Annotated in this window: 22 protein-coding genes; 7 read left to right on the top strand and 15 right to left on the bottom strand. The window is 64.5% G+C overall.

Annotated elements, in window-relative coordinates; all coding sequences use genetic code 11:
- The first annotated feature begins 9 nt into the window (after nt 1-9).
- Entirely contained in the window at nt 10-741 is a 732-nt protein-coding gene (locus GBB14_RS04475; protein ID WP_151530228.1) for a PhoU domain-containing protein, read from the top strand.
- 21 nt (nt 742-762) lie between these two features.
- Here the strand turns inward: GBB14_RS04475 and pstB are convergent, their stop codons facing one another.
- The 5 genes from pstB to mshD all read right to left on the bottom strand — a co-directional run bounded on the left by pstB (nt 763) and on the right by mshD (nt 5,642).
- Nucleotides 763-1,539, bottom strand: coding sequence for a phosphate ABC transporter ATP-binding protein PstB (pstB, locus tag GBB14_RS10590; RefSeq protein WP_151530227.1), 777 nt, complete (start codon nt 1,537-1,539; stop codon nt 763-765).
- A 27-nt stretch (nt 1,540-1,566) separates the two neighbouring features.
- Nucleotides 1,567-2,460 (bottom strand): phosphate ABC transporter permease PstA, encoded by an 894-nt coding sequence (gene pstA, locus GBB14_RS10595; protein ID WP_151530226.1) that lies wholly within the window; start codon nt 2,458-2,460, stop codon nt 1,567-1,569.
- A gap of 1 nt (nt 2,461) precedes the next feature.
- A complete protein-coding gene (gene pstC, locus GBB14_RS04485) occupies nt 2,462-3,478 on the bottom strand; it encodes a phosphate ABC transporter permease subunit PstC (RefSeq protein WP_151530225.1) in 1,017 nt (338 codons plus the stop codon).
- A gap of 33 nt (nt 3,479-3,511) precedes the next feature.
- Entirely contained in the window at nt 3,512-4,609 is a 1,098-nt protein-coding gene (gene pstS, locus GBB14_RS04490; protein ID WP_151530224.1) for a phosphate ABC transporter substrate-binding protein PstS, read from the bottom strand.
- 136 nt (nt 4,610-4,745) lie between these two features.
- Entirely contained in the window at nt 4,746-5,642 is an 897-nt protein-coding gene (gene mshD, locus GBB14_RS04495) for a mycothiol synthase (protein WP_151530223.1), read from the bottom strand.
- A gap of 19 nt (nt 5,643-5,661) precedes the next feature.
- On the opposite strand from mshD, the gene GBB14_RS04500 reads away from it, so the two are divergent.
- Nucleotides 5,662-6,477, top strand: coding sequence for a DUF2993 domain-containing protein (locus tag GBB14_RS04500; RefSeq protein ID WP_225976589.1), 816 nt, complete (start codon nt 5,662-5,664; stop codon nt 6,475-6,477).
- 20 nt (nt 6,478-6,497) lie between these two features.
- The gene (locus tag GBB14_RS04505; RefSeq protein WP_151530221.1) at nt 6,498-7,142 is read left to right on the top strand and encodes an FABP family protein; all 645 of its coding nucleotides are present in this window, start codon (nt 6,498-6,500) and stop codon (nt 7,140-7,142) included.
- Between the two features lie 7 nt (nt 7,143-7,149).
- On the opposite strand, the gene GBB14_RS04510 is transcribed toward GBB14_RS04505, so the two are convergent.
- Nucleotides 7,150-8,001 (bottom strand): aminodeoxychorismate lyase, encoded by an 852-nt coding sequence (locus GBB14_RS04510; protein ID WP_151530220.1) that lies wholly within the window; start codon nt 7,999-8,001, stop codon nt 7,150-7,152.
- A 47-nt stretch (nt 8,002-8,048) separates the two neighbouring features.
- On the opposite strand from GBB14_RS04510, the gene GBB14_RS04515 reads away from it, so the two are divergent.
- The 3 genes from GBB14_RS04515 (at nt 8,049) to GBB14_RS04525 (ending at nt 10,363) form a co-directional block, all read left to right on the top strand.
- Nucleotides 8,049-8,942 carry a Dyp-type peroxidase gene (locus tag GBB14_RS04515; protein ID WP_151530219.1) on the top strand — a complete coding sequence of 298 codons (894 nt, stop codon included), beginning with the start codon at nt 8,049-8,051 and terminating at the stop codon, nt 8,940-8,942.
- 10 nt (nt 8,943-8,952) lie between these two features.
- Complete coding sequence (locus GBB14_RS04520; RefSeq protein WP_151530218.1) at nt 8,953-10,008, top strand: folate-binding protein YgfZ; 1,056 nt, start codon at nt 8,953-8,955, stop codon at nt 10,006-10,008.
- A 163-nt stretch (nt 10,009-10,171) separates the two neighbouring features.
- Nucleotides 10,172-10,363, top strand: a complete 192-nt coding sequence (locus GBB14_RS04525; RefSeq protein WP_151530217.1) for a DUF3073 domain-containing protein — start codon at nt 10,172-10,174, stop codon at nt 10,361-10,363.
- A gap of 53 nt (nt 10,364-10,416) precedes the next feature.
- Here the strand turns inward: GBB14_RS04525 and purM are convergent, their stop codons facing one another.
- From purM to GBB14_RS04540, 3 genes are all read right to left on the bottom strand, one after another.
- Nucleotides 10,417-11,490 (bottom strand): phosphoribosylformylglycinamidine cyclo-ligase, encoded by a 1,074-nt coding sequence (purM, locus tag GBB14_RS04530; RefSeq protein WP_151530216.1) that lies wholly within the window; start codon nt 11,488-11,490, stop codon nt 10,417-10,419.
- The gene (gene purF / locus GBB14_RS04535) at nt 11,487-13,025 is read right to left on the bottom strand and encodes an amidophosphoribosyltransferase (protein ID WP_370451591.1); all 1,539 of its coding nucleotides are present in this window, start codon (nt 13,023-13,025) and stop codon (nt 11,487-11,489) included. The genes purM and purF overlap by 4 nt, the downstream gene beginning before the upstream one ends.
- An 84-nt stretch (nt 13,026-13,109) precedes the next feature.
- Complete coding sequence (locus GBB14_RS04540) at nt 13,110-13,475, bottom strand: sterol carrier family protein (protein ID WP_151530215.1); 366 nt, start codon at nt 13,473-13,475, stop codon at nt 13,110-13,112.
- 66 nt (nt 13,476-13,541) lie between these two features.
- On the opposite strand from GBB14_RS04540, the gene GBB14_RS04545 reads away from it, so the two are divergent.
- The gene (locus GBB14_RS04545; protein ID WP_151530214.1) at nt 13,542-14,555 is read left to right on the top strand and encodes an acyl-CoA thioesterase; all 1,014 of its coding nucleotides are present in this window, start codon (nt 13,542-13,544) and stop codon (nt 14,553-14,555) included.
- A gap of 6 nt (nt 14,556-14,561) precedes the next feature.
- Here the strand turns inward: GBB14_RS04545 and GBB14_RS04550 are convergent, their stop codons facing one another.
- From GBB14_RS04550 to purS, 6 genes are all read right to left on the bottom strand, one after another.
- Complete coding sequence (locus tag GBB14_RS04550) at nt 14,562-15,164, bottom strand: response regulator transcription factor (RefSeq protein WP_151530213.1); 603 nt, start codon at nt 15,162-15,164, stop codon at nt 14,562-14,564.
- A 10-nt stretch (nt 15,165-15,174) separates the two neighbouring features.
- Nucleotides 15,175-16,323, bottom strand: a complete 1,149-nt coding sequence (locus GBB14_RS04555; protein WP_192796215.1) for a sensor histidine kinase — start codon at nt 16,321-16,323, stop codon at nt 15,175-15,177.
- Complete coding sequence (locus GBB14_RS04560; protein WP_151530211.1) at nt 16,298-18,361, bottom strand: MMPL family transporter; 2,064 nt, start codon at nt 18,359-18,361, stop codon at nt 16,298-16,300. Before GBB14_RS04560 ends, GBB14_RS04555 begins: the two co-directional genes overlap by 26 nt.
- 97 nt (nt 18,362-18,458) lie before the next feature.
- Nucleotides 18,459-20,756: a phosphoribosylformylglycinamidine synthase subunit PurL gene (gene purL / locus GBB14_RS04565; protein WP_151530210.1), complete on the bottom strand. Its 2,298-nt coding sequence runs from the start codon at nt 20,754-20,756 to the stop codon at nt 18,459-18,461.
- Nucleotides 20,757-20,777: 21 nt separating this feature from the next.
- Nucleotides 20,778-21,449, bottom strand: a complete 672-nt coding sequence (gene purQ / locus GBB14_RS04570; protein ID WP_151530209.1) for a phosphoribosylformylglycinamidine synthase subunit PurQ — start codon at nt 21,447-21,449, stop codon at nt 20,778-20,780.
- Nucleotides 21,450-21,692, bottom strand: coding sequence for a phosphoribosylformylglycinamidine synthase subunit PurS (purS, locus tag GBB14_RS04575; RefSeq protein WP_151530208.1), 243 nt, complete (start codon nt 21,690-21,692; stop codon nt 21,450-21,452).
- Nucleotides 21,693-21,711 lie beyond the last annotated feature (19 nt).

A 21,711-nucleotide genomic window follows, 5' to 3' on the forward strand; every position in this document is an offset into this window, starting at 1 on the left:
GTGCAGCGTATGCGCACTGCCTTTCGCGAGCACCTAGACGGCTTTTCCTACGATCTTCTGGTCTTAAGTGATCACGTCCGCGAGACGATGAGATTAGCTAGCAAGGCGTTGATTAATAATGAGCTCACTCCTGCCGAGGAGGCGCTCTCAGCTGCTACCGCCATGGAGGAGACGCGACAGCGCTGCGAGGAGCGTGCCATTGCTCTGCTGCTCTTGGAAGGACCCATGGCGCGGGATCTGCGCCAGATCATTTCTTCCATCTATATTGTGGAGCATTTTGATCGCATGGGCGCACTGGGCATGCATATCGCTCGGGTCGCGCGGCGCCGCCATCCGAATAATGCCGTGCCAGCCATTTTAGTGGGCTATTTCGAGGAAATGTCGCGCATCGCTTTGCAGATGTCGGACAAGATTCACGAGCTTCTTCTCAATCCGGATGCGGATGTAGCGCTGGTACTCAGTGATGATGATGACGCTATGGATGATCTGCACGCCCATATCATGCACGTGCTCACCCAGCGTGAATGGAAATATTCCACCCTGGAGGCCGTGGACGTCACTCTGTTGTCCCGCTACTATGAGCGTTTCGCCGACCACACGGTGGATGTCGCTGCGCGCATTGTGTACCTCACCTCCGGAATGCAACCGGAGGAGTACCGCCTGAAGCTGGAAGACGAGCGCAGCGAAGAAGATTTTGCGCGCCGCATCGCAGATCTGGAGCGGCGCTTTTCCCGCGGCTAGGCGGGAAGGGTAGCGGGTTGTTTAGCCGAAGCGGCCCGAGATGTAGTCTTCGGTTTCCTTCTCGTCGGGGTTTTCGAAGATCTTCTTAGTGGGCCCCACCTCAACCAGTCGCCCGGGCTTGCCGGTGGCTTCGAGGGAGAAGAATGCCGTCTGATCCGATACACGGGCGGCCTGCTGCATGTTGTGGGTGACGATCACGATGGTGAAGTCCTTTTTCAGCTCGTGAATCAGATCCTCCACAGCGAGGGTGGAGATCGGATCAAGCGCGGAGCAGGGCTCATCCATGAGCAACACGCCTGGCTCCACCGCAATCGCGCGGGCGATACACAGACGCTGCTGCTGGCCACCGGAGAGTCCACCACCCGGCTTATCCAGGCGGTCCTTGACTTCCTCCCACAGGTTGGCGCTGCGCAGCGACTTCTCGCAGACTTCTGCGAGCTTCTTCTTGTCCTTCATACCGGACAGCCGCAGCCCCGCCGTCACATTGTCGGCGATGGACATGGTGGGGAAAGGATTAGCTTTTTGGAACACCATGCCGATGGTGTTGCGGACGGATACGGGGTCCACCTTGGGGCCGTAGATGTCCTCACCATCGAGTGTGATGCTGCCTTCTACGCGCGCCCCCGGAATCACTTCGTGCATTCGGTTGAGGGTGCGCAGCACGGTGGATTTACCGCAGCCAGAGGGGCCGATGAAGGCGGTGACAGATTCCGGCGGCACGTGCAGGTTCACATTCTGCACGGCGTGGAAATCGCCATAGTAAATATTGACGTCGTTAAGGTCGAGACGCTTGGCCATGTGAGTGAGTTCTCCTGAGCGGTGGGGCTAGTTTTTCACAGAGAATTTCGCGGAAACGATCCGTGCCGCGATATTGAGCAGGGCGATGAGGAGCACGAGGGTCAGGGCCGCACCCCACATCTTGGCCAGCACCGCATCGGAGGAGCCGGCCTTGTACATGTCGAGCATCATCAGCGGCAGCGAGGACTGTGGGCCGCTCGCGGGGTCCCAGTTGATGCCTTGGAAGGAGCCCACCAAGATGAGCACGGGGGCGGATTCGCCCATCACGCGCGCAATGGCCAGCATGATGCCAGTGACGATGCCCGACAGCGCGGTGGGCAACACAATCCTGGCGATGGTCTTCCACTTGGGCACGCCAAGTGCATAGGAGGCCTCACGCAGATCGTGCGGCACTACCCGGAGCATCTCCTCGGTATTGCGCACGACCACTGGGATCATGAGCAGCACCAGCGACAGCGCCACCGCCATACCGGAGCGCTCGAAGCCGAACAGCACCACCCACACCGAGTAGATAAACAGCGCCGCCACGATCGAGGGCACACCGGTGAGGATATCCACCATGAAGGTGGTGACCTTCGCGAGCCGCCCGCCGTTGTTGTACTCCACCAAGTAGATAGCGGTGAAGATGCCGATGGGGATGGACAGGATAGAGGCGATCCCCACCTGTACCAGGGTGCCGACGATGGCGTGCAGTGCACCACCACCCTCGACGTTGTAGAGGATGCCTATCTGCGAGGCGGTCCACCACTCCGGCTGTAGCACCGCACCGATACCGCGGGACACAACCTCCCACAGCACCCACACCAGCGGCACCATTGCAAGCACCATGGCGCTATAGATCACCACCGTGGCGATGCTATTTTTCGTGCGGCGGGAGGAGGAGATGTGCTGGAAAGAACTGGATGTCTGAATCTGTGTCATGCTACTTCTTTCGCTTCACGACGCCACGTGCTGCCGCATTCACCACGAAGGTAAGGAAGAACAGCACGAGGCCGGCGGCGATATAGGCGCCAGCCTTGAGGTCATTGTTGAACTCGGGAGCCGCGTTGGCGATCGCGGTGGCGAAAGTCGTGCCGCCGTCGAAAAGCGAGGCGCGGAAGGCCGAGGAGGGCGAGATCACCAGGTAGAGCGCCATGGTCTCACCCAGGGCGCGGCCCAATCCGAGCATGGCCCCAGAGATATAGCCGGACATGCCGAATGGCAGCACCGTCATCCGGACGACTTCCCAGCGGGTGGCGCCGAGCGCTAGGGCGGCCTCGATGTGCCCCTTGGGGGTTTGGACGAACACCTCGCGCGCAGTGGCAGCGATGATCGGCAAGATCATGATTGCCAATACGATGCCACCGGTGAGGATCATGCGGGAGGTGGCAAAGGACGGCGAATTGTCGTAGTGCGCGAAGAGGAAGAAGCCTCCCGCCCAGCTATTGACCCATTCAAAGACTCCGCTGAGCAGCGGCCCGAGGACTTTCACACCCCACAGGCCGTAGACGATGGAGGGCACTGCGGCCAGCAAGTCCACCAGGAATCCCAGCGGCTTCACCCATCGCGTCGGCGCATAGTTGGAGAGGAAGATCGCAATGCCCAGCGCCACCGGCATAGCCAGCAGGAGCGCCACGAGGGAGACGGTCACGGTGACCGCAAAGAGATTGGGAATACCGAAGTACATCGCGGAGGTGTCTGCGGTGTTCCAATCGCCCGCGTAGGTGAAGAATCCCGAGATTCCCTCGGCGTTGTTGAGCAGTGCGGGCCCCGCGCGCCATAGCAGGAAGAGACCGATGGCCGCGATAAGCACGGTGATCAGGGCCGCCGAGGCCGTGGAGAGCGTCTTGAAAATGCGGTCGCCGGGGCGGGAGACCGGCTTAGCTGCCGGCTCGGGCGCGCTCGGCGGTGCAGTACGCACATCCGGCTCGCGCGTAGTCACTACGGAGGTACTGGACATGAGAGGAAACGTCCTTTGACTGAGAAGGGGCTATTACTGGAGTGCGTCGACGGCGTCTTCCAGCTTCTTCTTGAACTCTCCGGACACGGGGATGTAGCCCTGTGCCTCGAGATCCTGGTCTTGGTTGGCAAGGACAACCTTGAGGAAGTCCTTCACCAAGCCGGCGGTGTTCTCGTCATAGCCAGCGGAGCAGACGATCTCGTAGGTGGTGAGCACCACCGGGTAGGCGCCCTCAACGTCCATGGAGAAGAGCTTGTTGGCGTCCACCACCATGTCGTGCCCCTCGCCGGCGTACTCGAGATTGTCCAGAGCCTTGCCCACGGTCTCGTTATTCAATTCCACGGGGCCGTGGCCGAAGTCGATATTAGCGACGCCCAAGCCGGCCTCGGTGGCGAAGCCTGCCTCCACATAGGTGATTGCACCCGGGGTGGCGGAGACCTGTCCCACCACACCGGTGGAGCCATTAGCGCCAGCGCCGGTGGTGGAGGGGAAGGACTTGCCGGTGGTGTCCCACAGATCCGGAACAGCGGCCTTGAGGAACTTTTGGAAGTTATCGGAGGTGCCGGACTCCTCGGAGCGATACACCACCTCGATCTCGGAGTCGGGCAGGTCCACGCCCTCATTCTCGGCGGCGATGGCCTCATCATTCCACTTGGTGATTTCGCCCTTGAAGATCTTGGCGACGTTCTCCACGGAGAGGTTCAGACCATCGACACCGTCGAGGTTGTAGGCAACGGCCACTGGACCGATCACCATCGGCAGGTGCCAGGCGTCATTGCCCTCACAGCGCTTGGCGGCCGCGGCTACCTGCTCCTCATCCAGCGGGGAGTCGGAGCCACCAAAGGCCACCTGGCCGGCGATGAACTGCTTCTGGCCGGAGCCGGAACCGGTGGCGGTGTAGGAAAGGTTATTTCCCGTGGACTCATTGAACTTGATGCCGAAGAGGTCCATGGCCTTCTGCTGCGAGGAGGCGCCCTCTGCTACCAGCTGGCCGGAGGCACCAGAAAGGTTGTCTGGGGACTCGGCCCCCTCCGAGCTGCTGTTTCCGGTTTCGGAGCAAGCGGCAAGCACTAGGGAGCTGCTGGCGACAAGACCGAGGAGGGCGGCTGAACGTTTGAAGGTATAAGTCACAGTGGGTGTCCTTCCATGTGGGTGATGGGGTGGGCCGTCTGTGCCCAAGGAGACAACTTAAGGCAGCGATATGGCCACCACGCCGCAGTGCGGTTAACGGAAGGTGAAAAGACAGCAAAAGTTGCTCGAACTGTCCTTAGCGCCTGCTGGAATACACCACATGCCTTTCGATGGTGCTGAATCCTGCCTGCTCATAGGCCTTGACTGCCGGAGTGTTGTCCGCCTCGACGTACAGGATGACGGAGCTGTGCCCCTGCTCCACGAGGTGCGCCACTCCAGCGGCAATGAGCGGGGCGCCGAGACCACGGCCTCGAAACGCATCGGCCACCCCCACCACATAGATCTCGCCTTGCTCGGGATCGTGGGATTTGGTCCAGTGGAATCCCGCCACCTGGCCGCTCTCACGGTGCATATATAACAGCACTCCCGCTGGGTCGAACCAGTCGGTATCCATACCCGAACGCAGCTGCGCCAGATCCCAGCCGCCCTGCTCTGGGTGCCAGGAAAAAGCCGAGTTATTGGCTTCCAGCCAGGCGCGCTGAACCTGCTCCTCACCCCAGCGGGTGCAGGCAGAGGCATAGTCCACCAGCTCCAGCTCCGGATCGGGCGGGGTGGTGGCGCTGCGGCGCACATACTCTCTCAGGGCATCGCCGTCGATGCCCATCACCAGCAGCTCGCGGGTAATGCGCGCGTGACGACGCTGCGCTAGCGCTTGTGCCGCCGGTAGATCGCCATGCGCCCACACGTCCGTGACCGCTGCCTGATCGAGGAGTTGGGTGGCCACATAGCGGCGTCGATAAGCAGGGTGCACCGCGAGCTCTGCCGAGTCTTGGGCTACGGCCAGTACCCCCGCCACCGCGTCCTCGTCGAGGGCCAGCCAGTGGGTGTGGGCGAGGGAGGCGTCGTCAATGCCCCGCAGGAACTGCTCCGACAGGGCTGCCACTCGGTCCTCGCGCTGCACGGCATCGAGCATGCTCAGTGTGGCGGAACCTAACGCGGCGTGGGTGGGCAGATGTAACTTCTCATAACGCATATCCACTAGGGTAGTGATCGTGAAAGGCAAGCGGAGACTACTGCGTACCGCCGCCGTTGTGGCAGCGCTCGGGGTGAGCGGTTGGCTCGCCGATGCCGCCGTGGCCATCAATGTGGAGCGCACGATCTCCCGCTCGGTGGAGGACGCCACCCACCTGCCGGTGCCGCCGCGGGTCTATGTGGGCGGCGCCCCCTATACTGCCGCACTGCTCAGCGGCAATGTGCCGAAGATCTCCACAAACGTGATGGATGTAGACGTGCCCAATTTCGGCGTGGTCAACGCCACCACCGTTGTGTTTAACCTCACCATGACCCGCGAGCAGGTGCTCTCGGGAGATCTCGATGGTGTGGTGGCGCGGGTAATCTCCCGCTCGGTGAGCCTCGATGGAGTGGCCTTGGGTGAGCATCTGCAGATGACGGATCTGCAGATCAGTCACCCCTATGACATCTCCCCCTCCGGCGGCACTGCGGCTGAAGTGCTGCTCACCGGCACCCCGGCTGGGCTCGAGGAGCCGGTGACGGTGCTGGCGCGGCTGCGCATTAGCGGCACCACCATCACCATGACCCCCACCGAGCTGCGCGATGGCCCGGAGGATCCGGCCCGCCAAGAAGAGATTAAGCAGCAGTTCTTCTTCCAGATTGATTCGCGCGAGCTGCCCTTGCCCTCGCAGGCCTCGCAGGTGTTTGTGCGCGGCGGTTCGGTAGTTTTCGAGTCTGAGCAGCGCAATGTGCGCCTGGATATCCGGGATCTATCGCCGCTTGGGCCCCAGGTTCAGGAGATTACCTCCGAGGGGAAGCGCCGTAATGAGGCGGAGATCGCCGAGCTTGGTTCCTAGCTTCGTTACTATGGGACGGTGTGACTGATTCATCGACGAACCATCCCGAAAACCTGAGCCCGCGCCTCGATGGCAACGAGGCCGTCAATCGCGCCGCGGAGGTAGCTAAGACCACCGGCGGCCGGAATATTCCCAGCCTCGGCGAGCTGCCGATTCCCGCCGATACCGCGAACCTGCGCGAGGGCCCCAGCCTGCACGATGGGTTGTTGGCGCTGCTGCCGCTGGTGGGTGTCTGGCGCGGCGAGGGCCAAGCCGATACTCCCGAGGACGGCGAGTTCACCTTCGGCAACCAGCTGATCTTCTCCCACGATGGCGGCAATTACATCAACGTGGAGTCCAAGTGCTGGAAGAAGGATGCCCCGGAGTCCCTCGAGTCCCGCGAGACCGGATTCTTGCGCATCAATGACAAGGACGAAATCGAGTTCATTCTCTGTCATTCCGGCGGCGCGGTGGAGATCATGTACGGCGAGCCCCTCAACGAGCGCGCCTGGGAGCTGAGCTCTGCCTCCACCATGGCCACCGCCTCGGGACTCACCACGCTCGGCCCCGGCAAGCGCCTCTACGGCCTGCTGCCCAATGGCGATCTCGGCTGGGTGGACGAGCGTCTGGTTGACCAAGAACTCAAGCCCCGCCGCTCCGCGCAGCTGCAGCGCTACGCGGGCTAAACCTTATCTACCCCAACGCCGCCGTGATCATTGTCTGGATTGCGGCGGCGTCTGCTGTTCCGTGGCCACGGGTGGGCCGGCCATCGATGCTGGTGACGCGGGCGGCGATACGCACCGAGCTGACGAGCCACACCGAGTCGGCTGCCTCTAGCTCGCTCACCGTGATATCCCCAGCCTCGCAGGTATAGCCTTGGGCGGCGGCGTAGCTAAACAGCGCGGCCTGGGTGGTGCCGGGCAAGATATCGCCCTTGGCCTCGGGGGTGCGGATCGTCGATCCCGTTACCGCCACCACCGTGGAAGTCGCACCCTCGAGTACCCGCTCCCCCGCCACGTAGATCACATCGTCCATGCCCTGTGCGGCGGCCTGGCGTAGCGCCGCCATGGCCGGGGCATAGCTGAGTGTCTTTGCGGCGCGGGAACTGGAATCATCTGCGCAGCGCGGCAGGGTCAGCACTGCCACCCCGTGCTGGCGCTGGGCGAGCTGCTCGGCGCTCACCGCCTTGACGCTAATCCACGCCGAGGGCTGCCCGGTACTGGCCCGGCCGCGGGTGTAGGTCCACACCATGGCGCCATCGCAGTGATTCTCCTGCTCCCAGCGGTCGGCGGCGCGGCGGATGGCGGCGTCCCACAGCTGCTGCTGCGGCGACGGCAAATGTAAAAGCTCGGCCGAGCTACGGAATCGCTCCACGTGTCGCTGCAGGTTACAGGCGTGCCCCTCGCGCACGAGCACCGTCTCAAACACCCCGTCCCCTCGGGTCACGGCATAATCATCCCAGTAAACCAGAGGCGTATCGGGGTCGTGATCGACGATCTCTCCGCTGCCTATGTCGAGGCGAACGATAATGGGGCGAGGATTCATGCCTCTCATTATTCACGTCGGACCGAACTTTGGTGCAGAATCAAAGTATGAGTCATCAAAGCGGAATCACTGGTCTAGGCACTACCGACCATATTTTTCTCGAGTTCGATCTTGCCCCGGGCGCGGATGGATGCGCGATGCTGCGCCACCTGGCCGAGGCCATCAATCTGCCCACCACGCACGGCGTCAACGTGGTGCTGGGCGTACGCCCCAGCCTGTGGACCGAGGTAGCCGACGCAGAACATGTGCCGGCCGAGGTGCACGACTTTTCCGAGCCGATTAGCGGCTCGACGATGTCCATGCCCGCTACCCAGCACGATGCATGGGTATGGGTGGCGGGATCTTCCCGGTCCCAGGTATTCGACATTTCCCGCACGATCGCAAGCACGGTGCGCGACAGCGCCACCCTCGTGGAGGAAACCACCGGCTGGGTCTACCAGCACAATCGCGATCTCACCGGCTTTGAGGACGGTACCGAAAACCCGCCTGCCTTAGAGGCCCCGAGCGTGGTGGCGGTGCCGGAAGGGCGCCCCGGCGCGGGCAGCTCGGTGCTGCTCTACCAGCTGTGGGAACACAAGGCCGTGGAGTGGGAGGCGCTGCAGGCCCATATCCAGGAGCAGATCATCGGCCGCACCAAAACCGATTCGGTGGAGCTGGACGAGGATGCCAACCCAGAGTCCTCCCACGTCAACCGCACCGTGGTGGAGGTCGGCGAGGATGAGCTGGAGATCTTCCGCCGCAATGTCTCTTATGGGGACATGTCTACCCACGGCACCGTGTTCGTGGGCTTCAGCTTCGATCAGTGGCGCATGGAGGAGATGCTGCGCCGCATGGCCGGGGTGGATGGCGGCCCGGCGGATCGTCTCACCGAGTTCACCACGCCGCTCTCGGGCGGCTGGTACGTGTGCCCCTCCACGCAGGCTCTCGCCGCGCTCCTCTAGGATGGGCGGGATGAGTGAGACATCCTATCGTTCCCCTGGCCTGTCGCGTCCCGGCGCCTGCCCCGCGCAAGACGCCGACGCCCACCCTGCCTATGAGGGCGTGGCGTGGCATTATGGCGATCCTTTAGGAGAGCAGCGGGCGATCGCCGAGCAACCGGTGGTGATTGACCGCTCCAACCGGGTGGTACTGCAGGTCAGCGGCGCGGATGCCCCGGAGTTTCTGAATAATCTGCTCTCGCAGAAGCTCGATGATCTTCCCGTGGGCGCCGGCACCGAGGCCTTGGATTTGGATGCCCAGGGCCATATCCTGCACGCGCTGGGGGTGCTGCGCACCGAGGAGGGATTCCTGCTGGATATCCCCCGCCCCAGCGCCGCCAGCCTGGAGGAGTTCCTGCGCCGCATGGTCTTTTGGTCCGCCGTGGAGATCTCCCACACCGATCTCGGCCTGCTCACCCTCCTCGGCACGAGCGCGCCGACCGGGCTTAGCCGTAGCATCAGCACTCCCCTCGCCCACACCGATCTCTATATTCCCACGACGCTTATCGACGCCACCCTCACGGAGCTGGAGAGCAACGGCGTGCACTGTGTAGGCCTGATGGCGTGGACCGCAGAGCGGGTGCGTCATCTCCTGCCGCTGCCGGAGGTGGATCTGGACGATAAGTCGATCCCGCACGAGGTGGCGCACTGGGTGGGCGGCACGGCGGTGCATCTGCACAAGGGCTGCTACCGCGGCCAAGAGACGGTGGCTCGCGTGGAGAATTTGGGATCCTCGCCGCGGGTGCTGGTGCGGCTGCACCTCGATGGCTCCGCCCCCAGCCTGCCGGTGCCCGGCGATAGCATCACCAAGGGCACTCGGCCGCGCGCCGTGGGCCGGGTGGGCACTGTGGTGCAAGACTGCGATTTCGGCCCGATCGCGCTGGCCGTGGTGAAAAGATCCGCGCTACAGTCCCAGGATCTGCGCGTGGGCGACTGCTCCGTGGCCGTGGACCCGGAGACAATTCCGCAGGACAATGGCACGAAGGCCGGCCGGGAGGCGGTGCAGCGCTTCCGCTCTCGTACCCTCTAAAGGGGTACGGGCGCGATCGGTTTTGCGGCACGCCACGGACCCAGGTGCGACTTTTTTCGTCACATTAGCTATTGTGGATTCACAGGAATACAAGATTGCAGAAACCGATAATGGGGTGCCCTACGCCCGAGGCACTTCAGGCACACTCCAAGGGGGTCTAGCCATGGGTCGCGGCCGCGCGAAGGCTAAGCAGGCTAAGGTAGCTCGTCAACTGAAGTACCAAACTCCTGAGATGGACTTAGAGCAGTTGCAGCGTGAACTCGCCAGCAATAGCTCCCGTTCGGAGCAGGATGTCCGGGAGGACGATCCCTACTCCGAGTGGGCCGACTACTTCAAGGATGAATACGAGAAGTAGCACACTATTTCAAGAAACCTCCTTGCTCAGTGAGCAGGGAGGTTTCTTCATGGCTAGTACTGGGGGTGTTCGCCGCTGAGCAGCACCCGCTTCTCGGTATCGGCGGCGGCGCTGCGCACCGTGCCGATTTCCCAGGCATCCACGTGGCGGGCGGTGAGCATGGCGAGGGCGCGGTCGCGGTCCGCCGCAGACACCACGGCCACCATGCCGACGCCCATGTTGAAGGTTTTCTCCATTTCCTCGCGGCTGACCTTGCCCAGCTCGGAGATGAGTTTGAAGATCGGCTGCGGCTTCCATGCCGAGCGGGAGATCTCTGCCACCATGTTCTCCGGCAGCACCCGCACTAGGTTGCCGGCCAGTCCGCCGCCGGTGACGTGGCAGAAGGTGCGCACATCGCACTCGGCGGCAAGCGCCAGGCAGTCCTTGGTGTAGATCCGAGTGGGCTCTAGCAGCTCCTCGCCGAGGGTGCGCTCGAGCTCGTCGATCTCCTGGTCCAGCGGCAGCCCAGCGGATTCCAGCAGCACATAGCGGGCCAGGGAGTAGCCATTGGAGTGCAGGCCCGAGGAGGCCATGCCGATGATCACATCGCCATCGCGGACCCGCTCCGGCCCGAGCAGCTCCTCCTCTTCCACCACGCCGATGGCGGTGGCAGACACATCGTATTCCTTTTCGTCCATCACCCCAGGGTGCTCTGCGGTTTCGCCGCCGAGCAGGGCGCAGCCGGCCTGCTCGCAGCCTTCGGCGATGCCGCTGACGATGGCGGCGATATGCTCCGGTACAACCTTGCCCACGGAGATATAGTCCTGGAGGAAGAGCGGCTCGGCGCCGCAGACCACCAGGTCATCGACGCACATGGCCACCAAATCGATGCCGATGGTGTCGTGCTTGTCCATGGCCTGGGCCACGGCCAGCTTGGTGCCCACGCCGTCGGAGCCGGCGGCAAGAAGCGGCTTCTCGTACTTACCGAGAGCGAAGAGCCCGGCGAAACCGCCGATGCCGCCGCGCACCTCGGGGCGGGTGGCCTTCTTGGCCAAGGGGGCAATAAGTTCTACCGCGCGGTCGCCGGCGGCGATATCCACCCCAGCTGCTGCATAGGATGCGCCATCAGAGGGAGCGTGATCGGTCATGTCGTGGTCACTTTCTTCAGATTGCGCTGCATGTCCTCCACGAGCGCGGTGTTCGGGTTTCCGGCGGGCATACCCAGCGGGTACTCGCCGTCGAAGCAGGCACAGCAGAGATCCTCGCGCTTCTGCTTCGAGGCCTCCACCATGTGATCGATAGAGACGAAGCCGAGCGAATCCGCACCAATCGCGGTGCAGATCACGTCCACGGCTTCCTCCATGGTGCGGGCGCCGGTGCCATTGGCGATCAACTCGCCGGGGGAGGCGAAGTCAATGCCGTAGAAGCACGGCCACTTCACCGGCGGCGAGGCGATCCGCACATGCACCTCGGCGGCGCCGGCCTCGCGCAGCATTCGGATGAGCGCGCGCTGGGTATTACCGCGAACGATGGAATCATCCACCACCACCAGCCGCTTGCCGGCCAGCACATGCTTCAAGGGGTTGAGCTTGAGCCGGATGCCAAGCTGGCGAATGGTCTGGGTGGGTTGGATGAAGGTGCGGCCCACATAGGCATTTTTCACCAGCCCTTGGGCGAAGGGAATGCCCGAACCATAGGAATAGCCCACCGCCGCCGGGGTGCCGGACTCCGGCACCGGGATCACCAGATCACCGTCCACTGGGTGCTCCGTCGCCAGCGCGGCACCGATACCCACGCGGGTATCGTTCACCGACTGGCCGCGGATCAGGGAATCCGGGCGGGCCAAATACACGTATTCAAAGACGCAGCCCTTGTGCTTGGTGGGCGCGAATTGATGGGAACGGATACCGGAATCGTCGATGGAGATGAACTCTCCCGGCTCGACCTCGCGCACAAAAGACGCGCCGACGATATCGAGGGCCGCGGTTTCGGAGGCCACCACCCAGCCCCGCTCGAGGCGACCGATCGAGAGCGGTCGCACACCATGCGGGTCGCGGGCGGCATAGAGCTTGTGGCCGTCCGTAAATGTCAGGCAGTAGGCGCCGGTGATGCGCGGCAGAAGATTGAGGGCTGCGTCGACAAGCGACACCTCTTCGGAGATGCCATCGGCGAGCAGGGCGCACATGATGTCCGAGTCGGAGGGCTGTGTCGCAGGATCCACCAAGCCCTTTTCGGTGGCCTCTTCGAGCAACTCGAGATAGTTCACCAAGTTGCCATTGTGTCCGAGGGCCACGTCGGTGCCATTCGGGGCGACGCGGAACATCGGCTGGGCGTTCTCCCAGCAGGCGCCGCCGGCGGTGGAATAGCGGGTATGGCCGATGGCCAGATTGCCGCGCAGGGCGTCGAGAGCGCCCTCGTCAAAGACCTGGGAAACGAGCCCGAGGTCCTTGTACACCACCACGTTATCGCCGTCACCCACCGCGATGCCGGCGGCTTCTTGGCCACGGTGCTGCAGCGCGTACAGGCCGTAGTAGGTGAGCTTGGCGACTTCTTCCCCAGGAGCGAAAACACCGAAGACACCGCACTCTTCGCGCGGCTCGTGTTCTCCGAGATCATCGAAAGCGGATAGGGGCTGGTTTCTAATAGCCACGTGGGTTAATCGTAGTTGTTTCACCGACGGCATGGCGAATATTTAGCCCCACGCGGGGGCGCAGAGCAGCACCCGGCCCGCGCGCCCAATGTTTGTTTCAGGGCTGTTGGTCGGGCGCTAGATCAGCGGCACCCAATGGGCCAATTCCCCGGCGCGGGTGCCGGAGACACTGAGATTTCCCGCGGCCAGCTCCTGCTCCCAGGTGCTGCGCCCGATCGCGAGACGCAGCCACACCTCGGGGCGCATTTCCACCACATTGGGCGGGGTGCCGCGGGTATGGCGCGGCCCCTCGATACACTGCACCGCGACGAAGGGCGGCACCCGCAGTTCCACGCTATGTCCCGGGGCGCAGTTCTCCACGGTGCGGGCGCTGAGCCGCACGGCGCGGGCAACCAGCGCGCGCGGGACATTCGGGCTATCCATCCGCTGTTCATACTCGCGCAGGGCGGCGCGCAGCTCGGCGGGATCAATCTTTTTCGGCATAGTGTGACCCAGCTTAACTGTTGGTAGCCTGTGAGCTACCAGCCCCGTCCCCCGGAGAACACACCTATGTCTGAACGAGATCAATCCGCAGCCAATCGAGCCCCCTCGCCCGAGGTCACACTACGGTTTATGGCCGCACCCAGCGATGTGGTGATGGCCGGCAACTGGGGTGTCTCCGGCGGCCGTGTCTTGGAGTGGATCGATAAGGCCGCCTACGCCTGCGCGGTGGGCTGGTCGGGCACCTATTGTGTGACCGCCTATGTGGGCCATATTCACTTCAACCGCCCCATCCCCTCCGGTCACGTGGTGGAGGTGCGCTCCCGGATCGCGATGACGGGCCGTTCCTCGATGCACATTGTGAACGAGGTGCTCTCCGCGGATCCGCGCGATGGCTACTTCTCCCGGGCCTGCGATTGCCTGGTGATCTTCGTGGCCAAAGACCCCAAGACCGGCGCCGCCACCCCGGTGCCGAAGTTCCATGCCGCCACCGAGGACGAGCAGCGGGTGGAACAGGCCGCCATCTCGCGCATCGAGCTGCGCCACGCCATCGAGGCGGAGATGGAGAAACAGAACTATGACGGCCCCAGCGATGCGCCGCGGGTGATTACCCGCTTCTTGGCCAAGCCCACCGACGTGAACTGGGGCGGCAATGTGCACGGCGGCACCGCGATGGAATGGATCGACGAAGCGGGCACGGCCTGCACCATGGAGTGGTCGGGGCGACGCACCATCGCCGTCTACGCCGGCGGGATTCGCTTCTACCGGCCGATCTCGATCGGTGATCTCATCGAGGTGGATGCGCGGCTGATGCGCACCGATACCCGCAGCATGCAGATGTCCGTGCACGTGCGCAGCGGCGACCCCCGCGGCGGCCGGGAACAATTGCAGCAGGCCATTCACGCCACCTTCACCTATGTGGCCAGCGACCTCGACAATAATGTGCTGCCCGCCCGGCAATTCGAGCCACGCACCGAGGACGATGTGCGACTCGCCGAGCACGCCACCACCCTGCGCGAGCTCCGCGCCAAGTACAGCCCGCATCCGCTGGTGCTGCGCGAGGGTCGCGCTTTTGTGGACTAGCAGCGCCTAGAGCAGGCCGCGCTCCGTGGCCACGTGCACGGCGCGGGTGCGGGAATCCACCCCCAGCTTGTTGAAGATATGCACCAGATGCGTCTTGGTGGTGGCCTGGGAGATAAAGAGCCGCGTGGAGATCTCCTTATTGCTCGCGCCGGTGGCCACCAGCTGCAGCACTTCGCGTTCCCGCTCGGTGAGCTGGGCGGGGGCGGGGGCCTTCAGCAGCGCCCCGGCGAGGGAGGCTTGGACGTACACCTCGCCGCGGGCCACCGCGCGAATGGCCTCCACGATGGTGTCCACGGGGGCGTCTTTTACCAGATAGCCTGCGGCGCCGGCGTCGAGGCAGGCGCGAATATCGCGCTCGCGGTCATAGGTGGACAGGATGACCACGGGCTGGGTGCAGCCGCGGATCACCTCCACCCCATCGCTATCGCTGGCCCCGAGGCGGAGATCGCAGAGCACCACATCGGGCTGGGCGGCGTCGATGGCGGCGAGCGCCGCGGCCACGCTTCCGGCCGCGGCGGCGACGTGGATCTCCGGCTGGGCGTTGAGAATCGCCGTGAGTCCTGAGCGCACCACGGGGTGATCGTCGATAAGCGCAACGGCAATGGTCATGCTGTGTAGTTTAGAGCGGCACCCAGGCGGAGATGGCCGTGCCCTCGCCCAGGGTGGACTCGATATCCAGCCCGCCGCCCAGCTTCTGCAGGCGCGAGCGCATAAAACTCAGACCGAAGCTGGTGGTGGCGCGGTTGCGCTCCCATGCGGCGACATCGAAGCCGATGCCATCATCCACAATGTCCATGCGCACCTGCTCCTGATCGCTATCGAGGCTGACCCGCACCCGGGAGGCGGCGGCGTGGAGGCGCACATTGGCCAGCGCGGATTGGGCCACCCGCAGCAGCGCGATATCAATCGGGTCGCTGAAGCGCGCGGCGCTGTGCACCTCGAGCTCGGCGTCGATGCCACTGCCGGCGGCCAGCCCATCCACCATGGTCTGCAGGGCCACGGCCAGCGGGGTGCTCTCCAAGCCATGCGGGGCCAGATCGGCGACGATGCGGCGCACCTCCGCCAGATTCTCCGTGGCCACCTCCTCGATGAGCCGCAGCTTCTCCGCGTCCGGAGTGGGATGAGAGGGCTGGGCCAGCAGCCGAATGGAGCTCAGAGCTTGGGCGATCGTGTCGTGGATGTCCTGGGAGATGCGGGTGCGCTCATCCATGGCCCCGGCCTCGCGCTGCGTGGCGGCCAGCTCATCTTGCAAATAGGCCATCTCGCTATGGGCGCGCTCGAGGTCATTGAGGATGCGCAGCAATTCCACATAGCCGCGGCTCATGCCAATGGCCACCACGGCCCCGATCGCCGGGCCGAGCAACTGCGGCACGCCCACCTGATCCTTATCGGCCCACGTCGCGCCCCACACCCCGGCCAGCACCAGCAGGGCATAGATCGGCAGCAGCGGAAAGCGCAGATAGTGCCCGGCGAGCAGGAAGAGCACGAAGGCGACCCAGGTAAAGGAGAAACTGAGACACACCAGTCCCGCCCAGAGCAGCAGCAACACGCCCAGCCGCAGACGGGGGCGGTGCAGCAGCACGAAGGCGGCGCAGAAGGCGATAACGGCTGGAAGAACGAGCAGCGGAGATACCTCGCGCAGCGCCCCGAGGGCGCCGACGATCACCAAGATGCCGGCGGTGATCGTCTCCCCCACCACCAGAATGGCGGCGGGCGAGGAACTCCGCGCCCCAAAGGGGTGCTTAGCTGGCGCTAGCGGCACAGACATACTCGGGGTCTCCTTCCTCTGCTGCTTCCTCTGCTGCGGGGGCGCGGCGAGGCCACCAGATGGCATCGCCCAACACACCGACCGCGGCCGGCACGATGATGGTGCGGGTGAGAATAGTATCCAGCAGCACCCCGAAGCCCACGATAATGCCCAGCTGGCCCAGGGTCACCAGTGGCAGCACCCCGAGGGCCGCGAATACGCCCGCCAGCACCACACCCGCAGAGGTGATGACCACGCCGGTGTGGCTGATGGCTTCCACCATGCCCTCGCGGCTGCCATAGAGGGCGCGCTCCGTGGCGGCACGATGGGCGAGGAAGATGGTGTAGTCGATGCCCATGGCCACGAGGAAGAGGAAGGAGAGCAGCGGCACCGAGAGGTCGAGGGCACCGACGCCGAACACGAGGCTGGAGATCCAGCTGCCCACGGCGATCGCGGCGCCGGCGCTGAGCACGTTGAGGGCCAAGAAGATCGGCGCCGCCAACGAGCGCAGCAGCAGGGTGAGCACCAGCAGGTTGATGCCGAGGATCACCGGCACCAGCAGCCTCAGGTCGCGGATGGTGCCGGCGCGGGCATCCACCTCGGTGGCTTGTTCGCCGCCGACCTTCGCCTCAGCGCCGGGTACCGCGTGCACGGCCGTGCGCAGCGACCGCACAAAATCTAGGGACTCCGCGGTGCCGGGGGCGGCGTCGGTGGTCACCATGATTCGTGCCCACTGTCCGTCGGTGGAGACACCGGCCGGCATGGCGCGCACGACATCGTCGAGGCGGTTGATGGTGGCCAGCACCTCGTCTTGGTGGGAGACGCGGGTGAGCACAGAGCTGGGCTGGGCCTCGCCTGCAGGGAAGTGCTCCGCGAGGGTGGCGAAACCGGCGGCGGACTCGGTCTCCGTGCGGAATTTCTCCATCTGATTCAGCCCCACCGTGATCGACGCCAGTCCGGCGGAGAGCCCGCCGAGCAGCACCACTCCGCTCAGCAGCACCGCCAAGGGGCGGCGCATGACGGCGGTGGCCACGCGGCGATAAATTCGAGGCTCGGCGGCGGGATCACCCGGCTGCGGGATTCTCGGCCACAGTGCCTTTCGGCCGGCCAGCGAAAGTGCCGGAGGCAGCACGAGGAGCACGGCCACGAGAGCGAGAAGAATGCCCACTGCGGCGACAATCCCCAGCCCGCGGGTGCCGGGAATGACGGCCAGGCCGAGGCTGAGCAGGGAGAGCACGACGGTGAGATTAGAGGCCGCGATCGCTGGGAAGGACTGCGTCCACGCCGCGGCAAGCGCCGCGCGGTGATCCTCGTGGCGCACCAGCTCCTCGCGATACCGGGAGATGAGCAGCAGGGCGTAGTTCGTACCGGCGCCGAATACCAGCACCGAGACGATACCGGCATCGAATTCCAGTCCGAACTCCGCGCCGATCCAGGCCGTAAGCACCGCGGCCACACGATCGGCGAGGGCCACCACGGACAGCGGTATGAGCCACAGCACCGGGCTGCGATAGGTGAGGATGAGAAGCAGGGCGACGATGACCACGGTCACGGCCAACAGGGTGATATTCGCCCCTTGGAATGCGGCGGCCACATCGGCGCCGAAGGCGGCACCGCCGGTGATGGCGATATCGAGCTGCTGCGGGGCCGCGGCAGCGATTTCGGCCCGCAGCCCAGCGAGATAGGTGCTCATCTCCGTGCCGCTCTCGGCGGCGGGCACCGGCAGCGTGATAAGCCCCGCGCGGGCATCATCGCTGAGCAGGGGGTGGGCCTGCTCGGCGCCGGGGATGGCGCGCGCGGCGGCCAGCAGATCCGCCTCGCTGAGCGGGGAACCATCCCGCTGCTGCACCACCGCCAGCACGGTGTCCTCATCGGCCCCAGGGAAGGTCTCCATGATCCGGGCCACCTGGGTGGATTCGGAATCGGTGGGGGCGGCCTGCCGGGCATGCGAGGCCTCGGCGCCGCCGAATACCGCAAAAAACACGCCGATCAGCCCCGCGATGAGGGCAAGGCTGATCCAGCTATTGCGGGCGCTGCGAAAACTACGAGTGACATCCATGCCCTCAAGTTCAGCATCGACGCAGGTGAGCGCACATCGTGCACAAGAATGAACCTGGTATCAACCATATGGTTGATACCAGGTTCAAGGGGCGCTCTTAAACCACGGAGTTAGCGCCAGCGGCGTGACCGAACAGATCGGGCAGCGTGGAGGTCCACGCCTGCTCCAGCTCGGCCACCGCTACCTGGAGGTGCTCTCCGCTGGGAAGCTCGAGGTCCACGGTGTCCGTGTCTGCCGTGGCGCCGAGTTCCGTCACCGGCACTCCGCACTCGGCGGCGCGGGCCGTCACGGCGGCGCAGTCCTCCTCGCGCACGGCGATCACTGCTCGGGAGGCCGATTCCGAGAAGAGTGCGGTGGTGGGCTGCGGGGCGACGTCGACAAGCGAGAGCTGCATGCCGCGACCCGAGTGAATGGCCAGCTCCGCGATGGCCTGGGCAAGCCCGCCCTCGGAGAGATCGTGGGCGGCGAGGATATCGGTGGAGCCGTGGAAGAACTCGGCGAGGGCCTGCTCGCGGGCGAGATCAACGCTCGGCGGCATGCCGGAGAGATCCTCGGCTACGACCTGCTGGTAGATGGATCCGCCCAGCTCTTCCTTGGTCTCGCCGAGCAGCAGCAGGCGGGTGCCGGGGGCCGCGTCGGCGGGGATGTGCGCCGGGATGGACTGGGCGACATCGTCGATCACGCCCAGCACACCGACCACCGGGGTGGGCAAAATGGCTTCAGTGCCGGTCTGGTTGTAGAAGGAGACATTGCCGCCGGAGACGGGAATGCCCAGTTCGCGGGAGCCATCGGCAAGCCCGCGCACGGCCTCGCGGAATTGCCACATCACAGCCGGATCCTCGGGGGAGCCGAAGTTGAGGCAGTTGGTGACGGCGATGGGCCGGGCGCCGGTGACCGCCACGTTGCGGTAGGCCTCCGCGAGCGCCAGCCGAGCGCCGGTATTCGGATCGAGCTTGGTGTACCGACCCGAGGCGTCGGCGGAGACGGCCACGCCGCGGCCGGTTTCCTCGTCGATGCGCAGCACACCGGAGTTGGCGTTGCGGGCTTGGACGGTATTGCCGCGCACATAGCGGTCATATTGCTCGGTGATGAAGGCGCGGGAGCACAGCGCCGGGGAGCCGACCATGCGCAGCCACACCTCGCGGGCCACGGCGGCGTTATCGGCCTGCGGAATCTCCCGCTGCTGCTGCAGCTCATCCTGCCAGTCTGGGCGGGCGAAGGGGCGCTCGTACACGGGCCCCTCATTGGCGATGGTGTGCGCCGGGGCGTCCACCTCGACCTCGCCGCGGTGCTCGATCACGAGATGCTCGCCGTCGGAGACCTCGCCGATCTCGGCGCAGGTGACATCCCAGTGCTCGCAGATGGCGCGGAAACGCTCCACGTCCTCGGGGCGGACCACGGCGCACATGCGCTCCTGCGACTCGGAGGACAGGATCTCCGCGGCCGTCATGTTCTCGGCGCGCAGCGGCACGGCATCGAGGTTGATGGTCATGCCGCCGTCGCCGGAGGCGGCCAGTTCGGAGGTCGCGCAGGCGAGGCCGGCGCCACCGAGATCCTGGATGCCCACGACCACGCCCGCCTTGTAGAGATCGAGGCAGCACTCGATGAGCACCTTTTCTGCGAAGGGGTCGCCCACCTGCACCGCAGGGAGCTTGCGCTCGGCGCCCTCTTCGAAGGTGTCGGAGGCCAGCACGGAGACGCCGCCGATGCCGTCGAGGCCGGTGCGGGAGCCGAAGAGCATCACCTTATTGCCCTTGCCGGAGGCGAAGGCAAGCTTGAGGTCATCCACCTTGAGGGTGCCCACGCACAGCGCATTCACCAGGGGATTGCCAGCATAGGAGGGATCAAATACGGTCTCGCCGCCAATGTTGGGCAGGCCCAAGCAGTTGCCGTAGTGGGAGATACCATCCACCACGCCGGGCAGGACGCGCTGGGTGTCCGGAGCATCGGCGGGGCCGAAACGAAGCTGATCCATCACGGCGATCGGGCGGGCGCCCATGGCCATAATGTCGCGGACAATACCGCCCACGCCGGTAGCGGCGCCCTGGTGCGGCTCCACATAGGAAGGGTGGTTGTGGGATTCCACGCGGAAGGTCACGGCATTGCCATCGCCGATGTCCACCACGCCGGCGTTCTCACCGATACCAGCGAGAATTTTGGAGGCCATATCCTCGGTGGTGGTCTCGCCGAAGTAGCGCAGATGCACCTTGGAGGACTTATAGGAGCAGTGCTCGGACCACATCACCGAGTACATCGCCAGCTCGGCGTCGGTGGGCCGGCGGCCCAAGATCTCGGTGATGCGCTGGTACTCGTCATCCTTCAGGCCAAGTTCCGCATAAGGCTGCGGGGCGTGGGGATCCTTGGTGGCGGCGGCCACTGTGTCATTGAACGTCATGAGTAGTACTTCCCCTTATTCCTAGGCAGCGACTCGTCCGATAGCGGAAAGGAACAGCTCCAGCCCGTCGAGCGAGGGGCCGGTGAGTTCTTCCACGGCGTGCTCTGGGTGCGGCATCAAGCCCACCACGCGACCATTCTCCGAGCACACTCCCGCAATGCGGTTCATGGATCCGTTGAAATTATCGGTGTAGCGGAACACCACGCGGCCGGTATCTTCCAGCTGCGCGATGGTTTCCGCGCTGGCCTGGAAGCGGCCCTCACCGTGCTTTGCGGGGATGAGGATCTTCTGCCCCTCGCGCAGCGTGGAGGTCCAGGCCGTATCGGCGTTCGCTACCTCAAGGTAGGTATCGACACAATGAAAATGCAGGCCCTGGTTCCTAGTGAGTGCACCAGGAAGCAGACCTGCTTCTGTAAGAATCTGGAAACCGTTACAGATTCCCAGCACGGGCATGCCCTTTGTGGCCGCCTCGATCACGGATTCCATCACCGGCGCCAGCGCGGAAATCGCCCCAGAGCGGAGATAGTCGCCATAGGAAAATCCGCCGGGCACAACCACGGCATCCACGCCGCGCAGGTCCGCATCCTTATGCCACAGGCTCACGGCCTCAGCGCCGGCAAGACGCACCGCGCGGGCCGCATCGACATCATCGAGCGTGCCAGGAAAAGTAATGACACCAATCTTCGCGCTCACTTACACCACCTCAACGCCGAGGACCTCGAAGTCCTCGATCACGGTGTTGGCCAGCAGCTTTTCAGCCACCTTTTCCAGATCTTCAGGGGTCACGGTGTCTTCAACGTCTAGCACGAAGCGCTTGCCCTGACGCACATCCTTCACTCCCTCAACACCGAGGCGCCCGAGTGCGCGCACCACGGCCTGTCCTTGGGGGTCGAGAATTTCCGTCTTGGGCATCACGTTCACAACTACACGAGCCATTAGTTTTTGCTCCCTATAT

Origin of the sequence: Corynebacterium sp. 51B, assembly GCF_008930785.1 — a bacterium.
Lineage (GTDB): Bacteria > Actinomycetota > Actinomycetes > Mycobacteriales > Mycobacteriaceae > Corynebacterium > Corynebacterium megadyptis.